At 58.5% G+C, this 12,170-nt stretch carries 12 protein-coding genes; all 12 read right to left on the reverse strand.

The window, feature by feature from the left end; all coding sequences use genetic code 11:
- Window positions 1–402: hypothetical protein (locus ABIZ35_RS28030; protein WP_348223247.1), on the reverse strand; the 402-nt coding region annotated here is incomplete at its 3' end.
- A gap of 32 nt (window positions 403–434) precedes the next feature.
- Window positions 435–1,283, reverse strand: a complete 849-nt coding sequence (locus ABIZ35_RS28035) for a prepilin-type N-terminal cleavage/methylation domain-containing protein (RefSeq protein WP_348223248.1) — start codon at window positions 1,281–1,283, stop codon at window positions 435–437.
- A complete protein-coding gene (locus ABIZ35_RS28040) occupies window positions 1,280–2,038 on the reverse strand; it encodes a type II secretion system protein (RefSeq protein ID WP_348223249.1) in 759 nt (252 codons plus the stop codon). The genes ABIZ35_RS28035 and ABIZ35_RS28040 overlap by 4 nt, the downstream gene beginning before the upstream one ends.
- 163 nt (window positions 2,039–2,201) lie before the next feature.
- Window positions 2,202–3,278: a prepilin peptidase gene (locus ABIZ35_RS28045; protein WP_348223250.1), complete on the reverse strand. Its 1,077-nt coding sequence runs from the start codon at window positions 3,276–3,278 to the stop codon at window positions 2,202–2,204.
- Window positions 3,279–3,290: 12 nt separating this feature from the next.
- Entirely contained in the window at window positions 3,291–4,535 is a 1,245-nt protein-coding gene (locus tag ABIZ35_RS28050) for a type II secretion system F family protein (protein ID WP_348223251.1), read from the reverse strand.
- A 247-nt stretch (window positions 4,536–4,782) separates the two neighbouring features.
- Window positions 4,783–6,231 carry a PilT/PilU family type 4a pilus ATPase gene (locus tag ABIZ35_RS28055; protein WP_348223252.1) on the reverse strand — a complete coding sequence of 483 codons (1,449 nt, stop codon included), beginning with the start codon at window positions 6,229–6,231 and terminating at the stop codon, window positions 4,783–4,785.
- A gap of 92 nt (window positions 6,232–6,323) precedes the next feature.
- On the reverse strand, window positions 6,324–8,228 hold the full coding sequence (locus tag ABIZ35_RS28060; protein WP_348223253.1) for a GspE/PulE family protein: 1,905 nt from the start codon (window positions 8,226–8,228) through the stop codon (window positions 6,324–6,326).
- A gap of 289 nt (window positions 8,229–8,517) precedes the next feature.
- Complete coding sequence (gene aroE, locus ABIZ35_RS28065) at window positions 8,518–9,372, reverse strand: shikimate dehydrogenase (protein ID WP_348223254.1); 855 nt, start codon at window positions 9,370–9,372, stop codon at window positions 8,518–8,520.
- Window positions 9,369–10,043 carry a YqeG family HAD IIIA-type phosphatase gene (locus ABIZ35_RS28070; RefSeq protein WP_348223255.1) on the reverse strand — a complete coding sequence of 225 codons (675 nt, stop codon included), beginning with the start codon at window positions 10,041–10,043 and terminating at the stop codon, window positions 9,369–9,371. Before ABIZ35_RS28070 ends, aroE begins: the two co-directional genes overlap by 4 nt.
- 29 nt (window positions 10,044–10,072) lie before the next feature.
- Window positions 10,073–11,122 carry an endolytic transglycosylase MltG gene (gene mltG, locus ABIZ35_RS28075; protein WP_348223256.1) on the reverse strand — a complete coding sequence of 350 codons (1,050 nt, stop codon included), beginning with the start codon at window positions 11,120–11,122 and terminating at the stop codon, window positions 10,073–10,075.
- Window positions 11,123–11,158: 36 nt separating this feature from the next.
- Window positions 11,159–11,602 (reverse strand): Holliday junction resolvase RuvX, encoded by a 444-nt coding sequence (ruvX, locus tag ABIZ35_RS28080; protein ID WP_348223257.1) that lies wholly within the window; start codon window positions 11,600–11,602, stop codon window positions 11,159–11,161.
- On the reverse strand, window positions 11,578–12,170 hold a 593-nt coding region (locus ABIZ35_RS28085), incomplete at its 5' end, for a hypothetical protein (protein WP_348223258.1). The genes ruvX and ABIZ35_RS28085, both read right to left, overlap by 25 nt.

Genomic DNA, 12,170 nt, shown 5'->3' on the forward strand with positions numbered 1-12,170 from the left:
AGCGGTGGGAACGGGACGCGACGGCGGAACGGTAATGGTTTCATTACGTACATAGCGAGCTTTATTAATGTCCGTGAATTCCGGATTGGCGGGATCGTTCTTGTAAGCCGTGAGATCACCCGGCGCAATGGTTGGATCAAAGCCGAGGAGATCGTTATAAACGTAAACACCATCCGCGATCGAAGTCGTGTCCTTGGTGATACTTTCCAGCAGCGACTGCGCGACCCGCTGACCAACGCCATGGTTCTGGGTGGCCCGGAAGACAAGGAAGCCGGCCGGGAACAGCCGAATCACGCTCAAAATCCCGAAAACCAGGATGACAAGCACGACCAGGATCTCGATGAGGGACGTTCCTCGTCGAGCGGCGCTGCGGTTTTTCAATGGTGCGTACACAGAGTTCATAATCGCTCACAGTCGATCCGTCAATGCCGTCGTTACGGAGTCATCAGCCAAAATTTGGCGGCCGATACGCCGCTCGCCGGCGTCACATCGCTGTCCGCTCCCGGCTGCAGGAAGAGCGACGAGTCGTAATTCTTAGCCGAGCCATTTTGGAACAAGACAAGAACCTTATTGGCGAACCGGACGTGATACGAAGTCGAGGTGACATATGTATTCGACGGCGGGTTCTGCCAGCGCAGCTGGCGGCGATACTGTTCATCGCTCAAGCCGCCCAGTGCAACGCCCCCGGTAGTGATGTCCGTCCACGACGTATTGTAGCGAGAAACATAATCCGTACCGATCTGATTTGTTCCGGTTACCCTCGGGCTCATGTCATAGGCGTCGGCAGTGTAAAACGATGTGGTGACCGGGACGACATTGCCTTCGATCCCGGGCGTCGCGGATGATGGAACCATCGTCAGCGTCGTCACCGGCTGAACAGCCGTGAGATCCGAGGTTGGATTGTTGCCGTCCTTGAAGCTGTTCACGTCGCGGATATATTCCGGATACAGGCCATCGAAATACTGGTCCGCAACCCCATCCGCCAGCGCCGCTTCGTAAGCTTTGTCCATCGCCACTGGGGCGCCGGGCGGATAAGCGCGGCCAAACAGTACGCTGGGATATGTTTTGTGATCGAGCTTGTACTGCTCAAGCTTGGTCGAGATATCATGAAGATTCGCAAGCGATGACTTTTGACGCCCATTCTCTCGAACGGTCGAAAAGACCGGGAAGATAATGGCCGCGAGCAAGGCAATGATGGCTATCACCACGAGGAGCTCGATCAGCGAGAAGCCACGGTTCATTTTCGCCGCGACGGTCTCAGGATTGTTTTTGAATTGTTTCATCGATGGAGTTTCCAAAAGTTACCGCCATTGTCGTCAAACACCGAAGCGTCTAAAGTCTTCACCGTGCCGCTCTCGAACAGCACAATCACTTTATTCTGGTTCTTCACGTGATACGTGGTGCTGGTCAAATACGTGTCTCCCGGCGGCGAGGGGAAGATCGGCTGCCGCGCATAATCCGCCGCCGAGACACCTGCGGCCGCCGGGCCGGTCATGTCGGTCCAAGCCGGACGGTAGCGAATAACGGAAGTCGCATCATCGATTGCATTGGGGCCGGTCACCTTTGGGCTAACGTCAAACGCATCAGCTTTGTACAGTGCGGGAGCTGTTCCCGTGACAGGTGGATCAAGCAGAGGGACTAGCGCCCCAGTGGTAGGATTAATTGAACTGAGTGACACTCCAGCCGCAACGTCGGAGGGTGTCGCCGTACTATTAGGGCAGGTAAATACCGAAACATCATTGATATAACGAGGATACAATCCGCCTCGAGCCGAAGTTCGAATGCTATTCATATCCTTGCCGGTCACGGCATAAGAAAAAAGAACCGAGGGAGGCTGCTGCTTGTTGTCGCTGCGGTATCGCTCGTAGGCCGTCCAGATCTGCTTCATATTGGATATGGTCTGGGTCTGCCGCGCCTTTTCTTTCGCTCCCCAAATCGCAGGGAGGATGATCGCGACGAGCAACGCGATGATGGCTATCACGACGAGGAGCTCAATCAAAGTGAAAGCTTGGTTTGTCTGACGACACGATTTTTTCATACGTTCATTCCAAAGGATCTTGCGTCTTTGCAGAGAAACCGGTCGGAACCACGAGCCAGAGAAACGTGCTGTCTGGGTGTAGTTACAGTGCAACTTATGGTTGACGACGCGGCCTGCGTTAATGTTCCCGGATTTTGAAAAAGAATTTGAAATTCTTTTTCGACTACCATAACAGTCCCGGCGACGCGGAACTGGGACCGCCGGACGGGGGGCCGAAGGGTCCGCCGGGGAAAGAGAGGAAGTTGTGGATATACCACGCGACAATAGCATCGCCGAAGAAGAGAGCCACCAGCGCGCCCATCACCATTGCCGGACCGAACGGAATGGCGGTTCGCCCGCCGAGCCGCCGCCGCTGCTTGATAATCGTCACCACCCCAACGAGCGCGCCAATTGCGACGGCGAATAGCGCGGATTGCATGGCTCCCGCGAGATACAAGTTTGCGCCAATCGCTGCGGCCAGCTTACCGTCGCCGCCGCCCATTCCCCCAGCCTCCTCATCCGATTCGATCTCTTCGGCGGTGAAACCTTCAGTCGGGGGCGCGGGTTCGACAAAGCGACGGAGCGGCGGGATCACATAGCTGACATAATGCGCGACGATAAAGATCCAGTCAAGCACATTGTCCCGAATATATTCCCAAAATGCAGCGAAAAAACTCTTGTTCTTATCGATCAGCGCAACAATGACGACATAGGACGCTAGGCCAATGCCGTAAATGATCGCGCCATAACCGAGCGCGCCGGCCAAAGACGCCGGCATCGAAACGCCGAAGAGCTTGCCCGTTTGTCCCTGTTCGTGGAGATAGTAGAACGCGAAGGCGTTGTGGGCGAATCCGACCAGAGCCGCGAACCAGTTCAAGCCGTCGGGGATGATGAAGTGCTCTAGATCGATAAAGAACACGCAAATCATCGCCGCGACAAAGAGGCAATAGAAAACAGTGTCTGCGGTCCCCCCGAAGCGCCACGCGACCGCCGCGAATAGCAGCCCCGTGAGCAGTTCAATACTGGGATATCGCCAGGAGATCGGCGCGCGGCAGTAGCGGCAGCGGCATCGAAGCGCGAGGAACGAGAAGACGGGAAAGAGATCGAGAGTCCCCAGCCGGTGCTCGCACTGGGGACAATAGGACCAGGTCGGCTTGGAGACGCTTCCGCCACGCGGCAGCCTCCAAATCACGACGTTTAAGAACGAGCCAATGGCGATACCGTAAAGGAAGGCGACAGCCACCCACAACCAGAGACTCACGCAATGCTCCCCTTATTCACCGCCGTCGTCACCGTCGCCGCCAGAGAGGCTTTGGATCAGAGCGACCATCGGCATGAACATACCAAGAACAATGAGAAGGACCGCGACGCCCAGGAAGCAGATCAGCAGCGGCTCGATGGCGGCGGCCAGAGACGCCAGCGCCGCATCGACCTCATCTTCGTAGAAGTCGGCAATCTTCCCAAGCATCGCGTCGAGCGAACCTGATTCCTCGCCGATCGAGATCATATGGATGACCATCGGGGGGAACAGCTTGGATTTGATCAGCGGATCGCCAATCCGGTCACCTTCACGGATGCGCGCGCGCGCTTCCATAATGGCGTCGGACATAACGACGTTGGAGACCGTACCGGAGACCGTTTCCAACGCCTGCAAGATCGGAACGCCCGAAACCAGCAGGGTGCCCAGCGTTCTGGCGAAACGCGCCAGGGCGACCTTGTGGTTCAGCGGCCCGAAGACGGGCATCTTGATCATCAATCGGTCGAAGGCGTATCTCCCAAACTTCGTTTTGACAAACGCCGTCAGCGCCATCCTTCCGAGCACCACGATGGCGATACACCAGTACCACTTTCCGGTCAGGAAGTTGGAGAAGGCCATGAGGCCAAGCGTCAGCGCCGGGAATTCCTTGACGCCGAGATCTTTAAACAGCTGAATAAACTTCGGAACGACGAACGTACACAGACCAACGACGATGCCGACGGCGGCGATGACGACGATCGTTGGATAAGTCAGCGCCGATTTGACCTTGCGGCGCAGCTCAACGTCCTTTTCCAAGAACGTGGACAGACGCTGCAAAGTCTCTTCCAGGACGCCTCCAACCTCTCCGGCGCGAACAAGGCCGATAAAGAGATTGTTGAAAACGTTGGGATATTTCCCCATGCTGCGCGACAGCGACTGTCCGGCCTCCACTTCCTTCTGAATGTCCAGAAGAATGCGGCGCAGGCGCGCATTGGAGGTCTGCTCACCGAGAACCGAAAGGCAGCGCACCAGCGAAACGCCGGCGTCGACCATTGTCGAGAACTGGCGGCACATGATCGAAAGCTCGGTCAGCTTGATCTGCTGAAGGTTATCTAGAAACGATCCGCCGCCCGCCTTCTTCGCGCGGGCCTGCTTGATCTCCGAGATAACGAAGCCCTGCTCGCGCAGTCGCCTCGCGAGGACATCGGGGTTTTCCGCCTCCGAGGTTCCGTTTCGCAGCACGCCGGCCGCGTCACGGACGGAATATGCATATGTCGGCATTCTCAATCGCTCCCTTCACAGCTGGGGCACAGGGGATTCGCGTCCTGCCAGTTACGAGCAGCACGCTTGCTTGCATATTCAATTATGCCCGCAAGCGACGCGAAAATCCCAGTATATTTTCCAGTCGATCCCGATTTATTTTATAAACAGGTTTCACGCAGACTTTAGCCGGCGATTCCAATCGCCGGGCGCTTATTCGTTCCCATTTATTTACTCAATAACGGGATTTCGCTTCAAACGGTTCGATCTATCGCTGAGGCCGCTGATATCCGGCGGGACCGCTCCCGGAAGCGTTCTCGCTGGCGTCAATGGCGAGCATCTTCTTCAGCTCATCCAAGTTGTGCGCACGTGATGTCGCCGCTTCGTAGGAAATATTGCCGCGCATGTAGTGATCGCGCAGCGCCTGATCCGTGGTGATCATTCCAACATTGCCCGAGGTCTGGATTGCCGAGGTAATCTGATGCGCCTTGGCCTCGCGGATCAGGTTCCGGATGGCGGGCGTGGCGATCATGATCTCCTGGACCGCGACGCGCCCCTGACCATTGGCGCGCGGAATGAGCTGCTGGGCGATGATAGCCTGAATATTATTCGAGAGCTGAAGGCGAACCTGCCCCTGCTGCCCGGGCGGGAAACCGTCGACGATACGGTCGACGGAAGTCGCGGCCGAGTTGGTGTGCAAGGTCGCGAAGACAAGGTGACCGGTTTCAGCGGCGGAAATCGCGAGCTGCATCGTATCCAGGTCTCGCATTTCGCCGACCAGGATGATGTCGGGATCTTCACGAAGACAGGCGCGCAGCGCGTTCGGGAAGCTCTTAGTGTCCATTCCCAGCTCACGCTGGTTGATGACCGACATCTTATGAGAGTGCAGGTACTCGATCGGGTCCTCGATCGTAATGACGTGCTCCGAGCGGCTCGTGTTGATGTGGTTGATCATCGCCGCAAGCGTCGTCGATTTTCCCGAACCGGTCGGGCCGGTCACCAAAATCAAGCCGCGCTTGGTATGGGTAAGCTTCTCGACAATCTGCGGAAGCCCCAGGTCCTGGAGCGACGGAATCTTCGTCGGGATCAAACGCAGCGAGGCCGCCACGCTTCCCTTGTCCTTGTAGATATTGACGCGGAAACGAGCTCGCTTTTGCAGCGCATAGGAAAAGTCCAGCTCCCAGGTGCTTTCGAACTTCTGAATCTGTTCGTCGGTCAGAATCGCGTACATCATCTGCTGCACGTCCAATGGCGTGCAGTTCTCATACATCGTGGGCACAAGCGCGCCGTTGGTGCGGATGACGGGCGGAATGCCAGAGGCGATATGGAGGTCGGAGCCGCCCATATCGATGATGACTTCCAGCAATTCGTCCAAGTGGACCTGATCGATCGGCTTCTTCTTCACCTGAGGCGCCGGCATTTGATCCATGCCCGGTATATTATTCTGGCCGTAGTTGGGCTGCTGTGGGGGCTGAGAGTAGCCGCCCTGCTGCGGCGGAGCCTGCTGCCCCGGCGGCGGCGCATAGCCGCCACCGCCACCGCTTGGTTGAGTTTGTGGAGGCGCGTAACCGCCCTGCTGCCCTTGCGGAGGCGTGTAGCCACCGTTCTGCGCCTGGGGAGGAGTGTATCCTCCGCGCTGCTGCGCTCCGGGCTGAGGGGCTCCCGGCTGCCGATTATAGGGCGGCTGTTGTCCCTGACCGCCGATCGACTCGGACATAATTGCTACTCCTCTAATAAAGCGTAAGCCCTCCCGCCGAATATCTCGCGGACGCGCCGCTTGGCGGGAGGGCAAAAACACCTGCACGGACGTTAGAAACCGGCGGTGAAGACGACACGCATGACTTCGTCCGGTGTCGTCAGGCCGTCTAGAATCTTTATGAGGCCGTCCTCGCGCAATTCCTTCATTCCATTCGCCTTCGCCGCTTCCCGAAGGTCGGCGACCGGCGCGCGGCGTACGACAAGCTCCGCGAGCTCTTCGTTCATCTGCAGCAGTTCGTAAAGACCAATTCGGCCTTTATAGCCCTTGTGCCGGCACTCCTCACATCCGGATCCCCGGTAAAGGGTCACCATCTGGTTGGCGTTCTCGACCACCAGGCCGAAGCGGACCAGCTCACTGGCGGGAACCTGGTAAGGCGCCTTGCAGTTCGAACAGATCTTTCGGCAAAGGCGCTGGGCCATAATACCAATAACGGTCGCGGCGATCAAATAGTTCTCAATGCCCATATCCGCAAGTCGCATGACAGCGGAAGGAGCATCATTGGTGTGCAGCGTGCTCAAAACCAGGTGACCGGTCAGGGACGCTTCCACGGCGATCTGGCAGGTTTCCAGGTCGCGCATTTCTCCGACCATGATGATGTCCGGGTCCTGGCGAAGGAATGATCGCAGACCGGCTGCAAAGGTCAGGCCCGCCTTCTTATTGATCTGCACTTGCGAAACGCCGGCGAGCTGGTACTCGACCGGGTCTTCGATCGTGATAATATTCTTCTCGGATGAGTTGATCTTGTTCAGGATCGAATACAGCGTGGTCGTTTTGCCGGAACCCGTGGGGCCGGTGGTCAGGACCATTCCGTTCGGCTGCGAGACCATCTCTTCGAGCTTCGTCTGAACGTCGGGCGAGAAGCCAAGCTTGTTGAGGCCCAGCAAAACGCTCGTCTTGTCCAGAATACGCATAACGATCTTTTCGCCAAAGAACGTTGGGCAGCAGGAAACGCGAAGGTCGAAGTCCTTGCCCTCGTGCTTGATCGGAATACGCCCGTCCTGCGGAACGCGGCGCTCGGCGATATTGAGATCCGCCATGATCTTGAAGCGCGCGATCAACTGGTTCTGGATGTGCTTCGGAACCGTCATCTGTTCGTTCAAAACGCCGTCGATGCGATAGCGAATACGCACGCCCTTCTGTCCAGGCTCGATATGGATATCCGAAGCTTTCTGCCGGATCGCTTCCTGAACGAGCGCATGGGCGATACGGATGATCGGAGCTTCCTCCGACATCTTCTCGACGCTGTTCTCATCCTCCGAGTCCAGCAGGTCGCCGGTCATGCTGCCCAGGTCCAGGCCGATCGCCTTCGCCAGAGCGCTTTCCCCTTCCGGGATCGCCGGAACGCCATTGGCGCCCATAACGGCCGGAGTGTTCTCCGTCTCCGCACCAGGGATCGCCGGAACGCCGCTGTTTTCGGTCTTGATGATGTCCGGAAGACCCGAGATCTGTCCGTTTGCGCCTCGGCCCGGAGCGACCGCGCCGTTGCCGTTCATCGGCTTCGCGGATTGCGACGAGTAGGCGCGGTTGATCGCCTCCTCAATTTCGCTTTTCGTCGCGAGAACCGCTTTCACTTGACAGCGCGTCACCAGACGCAAGTCCTGGATTCCCGGCTCGCTCGACTGGAGATCGCTCACCGCAACCATCAGCTTGTTGGGCGTGCTGCTCGAATCGCGCATGACCGGAAACAGGCCATAACGCCGCACAATATGCTCGGGAACGGATCGCAGCGCCGCCGGGTCCGGGGGCGTGCGCGAGAAGTCGTAGAACGGAATGTTGATCGACGCCGCGCGGGCGCTCGTCACGTCTCGTTCCGAAGCGAAACCGAGGTCCTGAATGATATTTCCCAGGTCTCCCGGCGCGCTCTTCTGCACTTCTCGCGCCTGCCGGAACTGCTCCTGCGAGATCACGCCTTTTTCGACGAGCACTTCACCTAGGCTCTTTTTTTGCATAACCATTTCGAAAGCCTGCCTCCTCAAACACCCGCATCCTGTCCGTCCTGCTCAGCTACTGAAATCCTCGTCATACGCACACATTAAGCGGCGCGGCGAGAATGGGGAAAAGAATAAAATAGAGCTATGTTTAGAAAGAAACGCAGCACCTACAAGACGCCGAGGCAGTTGGGATTTGAGACACTTTCAAGACCATGTGGTATAGATCGTGGCCTTATTATATCACATCGATATTATCAGCGCAAGTACCCGTAACTACTGTTCTCAATCGCCGTATGTTTACCAGGATTACATTCTACGTCCGGGACGCGACCGCGAGTTCCATCGCCGCCAGCGCCTCCGGGCCGATCGGCCGCTCCAGCCAGATCCCAAGCGCCGCCGCCCCCTGCCGCACCAGCATTCCCAATCCATTGGAAGTGCTGCATCCCGCTTCCCGAGCCCCCCTTAAAAAACGGGTCTCTTCCGGGTTATAGATAATATCATATACGTAACGGACGCCGGTGAAGTTGCCGCTCGGCAGTTCCGGCGCATCGTCCACCTGAGGCGTCATCCCCAGCGAAGTCGTATTGACCATCAAATCGATCTTGGCCCCCGCCGCCCCGCCCCAGGGAGCCACGGTGGAGGAGCCAGGAAAGTAGCGATTGACTAACTCTGTAAGATCCTCGGCCCGCGCGGCGGTGCGGTTGGCGATCACAACATGGCATTCGCGCTCCGCCAGCGCGTAAGCCAGCGCCCGCGCTGAGCCGCCCGCGCCCAGAAGATAAACATTTAACCTCTCGGTAGGCCAGCCCAGATCCTGCAAGTCGCGGACAAACCCTTCGCCGTCCGTACTGTACCCCGTCAGAACGCCGCCGTCATTCTTGATGGTGTTGATGGAGCCGATACGGACCGCCGCCTCGTCCACATGATCCAGGTACGGGGCGATCCGTTCCTTCAAAGGCACGGTTACATTCACGCCGACCAAATCGAGAGCGCGAACCGCTTGCACGGCGGCCTCCGCATGGTCCGGCTGCACGGTATAAGGGACATAGACCCAGTCTACGCCCAAAACCGCAAGCGCCGCGTTATGCATTCGCGGCGAGAGGGAGTGAGAGACGGGAGAGCCCCACACGCCGACAACGCGCGTGCGGCCCGAAATGGGGAGTGTCATTTTCGCTTGCGCCGCCAGACGGTGTAGGCAAAGAGCGCTGCGCCGCCGAGCAGCAGAACGGGGACGCTGACAATCGACGCGACGATCGTGCGGCCTTGAGGCGTGGAGGGATCGGGCATGGACTCCAGCACTTCCGCGATCTTGCGCGCCGCCGGCCACTGTCCCTGTTCGCGCAGCTTACGGATGACATAATTCTCGACATAACGCACCATTTGCGTCGAGAAGAACTCCTCACGCGACAGCGGCGGCCGGATCAAGATCGTCTTCAGTCCCAGTCGATTGCCGGCCAGAACATCCGTGAAGATCTGGTCTCCGAACACGGCGGTGTTTTCCTGGGTCGATCCCATCGCCTGCATGGAGCGCAGGAAGCCGCCCGTATGCGGCTTGCGCACCCGGTCGACAAAGGGGATGCCCATCGTATCGGCAAGCTGCTGAAGCCGCTCCATATGGAGCGTGTTCGAAGCGATACAGATCTTGATCCCTTCAACTTCGAGCTTCGCCAGCCACTCGATGACGCCCGGAGCGATATCGTAGTGCCGCCACGGGACGAGAGTGTTGTCGAGATCGGTAATGATCGCGGTGATCCCGCGCGCTTTCAGCGCCGCGGGGTCGACATCTTTCACCGACTCCACCACCCAGGTGGGAGTCAGCAGTTGCATGAATTTGGCCATGTGGATCCTTGAAATAGCCGAAGCGTGGTTTAAAGCTGGGAAGCGCGCTCCGCGCGCATCCGCGCCACGGCGCGATTGTGGTCCGCCAATGTCGCCGTAAAGATATGACGGCCGTCGGGACGGGCGACGTAGTACAGATAGTCCGCCTGCGCCGGATGCAGAGCCGCTTCAATGCTCGAAACGCCGGGATTGGCGATGGGAGTGGGCGGCAGACCGGCATGCAGGTATGTGTTATACGGAGATTCTACCCGCAAATCCTTATAGAACAATCGCGCTTTGTGACCCGGCAGCGCATATTGCACCGTCGCATCGCACTGAAGACGCATTCCGATCTTCAATCGGTTGCTCAAAGCCGCCGCCACCAACGGGCGATCCGAGTCCACTTCCGCCTCGCGCTCCACCAGCGACGCGAGCGTGATAGTGTCGCGCAAAACCTTGCTGGAAGCGAATTCTTTCTTGTGAGGAACGATGACTTTGTCGGCGAATTCCCGCACCATCATCGTGATGATGTCTCGCGCGCTCATGTCCTTGGGGATATCGTAAGTGTCCGGAAAGAGATAACCTTCTAGATTGGCGCTGGGCGGCGTAAATCCGTCCACATGGAATGAAAGTCCATCGGTTTGCGCGAGGCGCAGAAACTCTTTCTCATCCACATCACCGCGCGCCGCCAGACGTTTCGCGATCTGCTCCGCCGTGAACCCTTCGGGGATCACCACCGGCGCGGCCGCAGTCTTGCCTTCGGAGATCAGCGCGGCCATCTGCTGCGGCTTCATCGACGACGAAAGCTGATAGCGGCCGGATTTCATCTTACCCGACAGACCATCCAGACGCGCCGCGAGGACAAACCCCAGACCGCGCCGCACCAGCCGCTTCTTCTCCAGCATCTCCCCGATCTCTTTTTCCGTCATGCCGGGACGTACGGTCACGTAGGCAGTCCGAACGGGGCCGGTCGTGGAGCGAGGACTGAGCAGGGAAGTTTCAATCAAGAAGCCGCCAAGGACGACGATCGCGATGACGAATAGCAGCACCGCGAAGGCGGCGACGCGGCCGATGCGGGAACGGCGAGGTTTCGATTTCATAAGAGTTTCGTGCGTGGAAGCGAATGGAAAGAATGTTTAAACAATGGCGTCGCGCGGAGCGGCGGTCATGCGCCTGTGCTCCAGATATCCGTCGAGAATCAAAACAGCCGCCATTTGATCGACCAGCTCGCGGCGACGCGCCCGGGAAACGCCCTGCGCGATCAGCACGTCATGGGCGTCCACGCTGGTCAGACTTTCGTCCCAGTAAACCGTCTTCAGCCCGGTCGCGCGCTCCATGGCCTTCATAAAGCCCTGCACGCGCTGGGCCTGCGGCCCGATCTCGCCGTCCAGCGAAAGCGGCAGACCGCACACAACGGCGTCGGCCTCCTGCTCGGCGATCACAGCGGCCAGCGCCGCCACATCGCGCTTCAGGTTCCCCACCCGGCGCACCGTGCAGACGGGGAAGGCGGCAATTTCCAGCTGGTCGCAGACGGCGACGCCCACCCGCACTTCCCCTATGTCGAGGGCGACAAATCGCAACGTTCTTCTCCCAGCAGATCGTGCAGCACGGGCAGAACGATCGTGATCAATAGTAAAATGGCGGCCACGACACCAGAGTCGTTAAACAAAGCGCAGACGATACAGCCCGCCGCGCCTGCTTCCAGCACCGCCCGATACGCTGGACGCGTCTCCAAAAACCGCCCCAATGGGCGCTTCAGAAGCGAGCGGCCTATCGTGACAAGAATTCCTAACCCAGCGAGCCCCAAAAGCGTTCCCGGATACAGCGCAACATGCAACGCAAGCTCCGCTTTACGCCGAGCGACTCCCATAATATACCCGAACCGATAGTCTTCCAGGGCGCCTACCGCCGTATCGATATGCGTGCGCCGCAGCCCCAGAAAGTGCCCCACGATTCCCCAGAACAGCACAACCCCCACCCCAATCGCCAGTCCTACCAGCAAGTGCTTCGCCTTGATCGGCCGGCCGCGCATCTTCTGCCACATGACTTTGAACGTCAGCACGGCAGTAATCGCCCCACCTGCCTTGGCGCCGAACTCCGGGAACGATAGCACAAACGTCACCAGCGCAAACCACGCCAGTCCCCAAG

It is taken from the genome of Capsulimonas sp., assembly GCF_039929585.1.
Classification (GTDB): domain Bacteria; phylum Armatimonadota; class Armatimonadia; order Armatimonadales; family Capsulimonadaceae; genus Capsulimonas.

What these genes read in the sequence shown, in the direction of transcription:
- ABIZ35_RS28035 (WP_348223248.1), bottom strand. Translation starts at nt 1,283, where the DNA reads ATGAAACAATTCAAAAACAATCCTGAGACCGTCGCGGCGAAAATGAAC.
- ABIZ35_RS28040 (WP_348223249.1), bottom strand. Translation starts at nt 2,038, where the DNA reads ATGAAAAAATCGTGTCGTCAGACAAACCAAGCTTTCACTTTGATTGAG.
- ABIZ35_RS28050 (WP_348223251.1), bottom strand. Translation starts at nt 4,535, where the DNA reads ATGCCGACATATGCATATTCCGTCCGTGACGCGGCCGGCGTGCTGCGA.
- ABIZ35_RS28055 (WP_348223252.1), bottom strand. Translation starts at nt 6,231, where the DNA reads ATGTCCGAGTCGATCGGCGGTCAGGGACAACAGCCGCCCTATAATCGG.
- ABIZ35_RS28060 (WP_348223253.1), bottom strand. Translation starts at nt 8,228, where the DNA reads ATGGTTATGCAAAAAAAGAGCCTAGGTGAAGTGCTCGTCGAAAAAGGC.
- aroE (WP_348223254.1), bottom strand. Translation starts at nt 9,372, where the DNA reads ATGACACTCCCCATTTCGGGCCGCACGCGCGTTGTCGGCGTGTGGGGC.
- ABIZ35_RS28070 (WP_348223255.1), bottom strand. Translation starts at nt 10,043, where the DNA reads ATGGCCAAATTCATGCAACTGCTGACTCCCACCTGGGTGGTGGAGTCG.
- mltG (WP_348223256.1), bottom strand. Translation starts at nt 11,122, where the DNA reads ATGAAATCGAAACCTCGCCGTTCCCGCATCGGCCGCGTCGCCGCCTTC.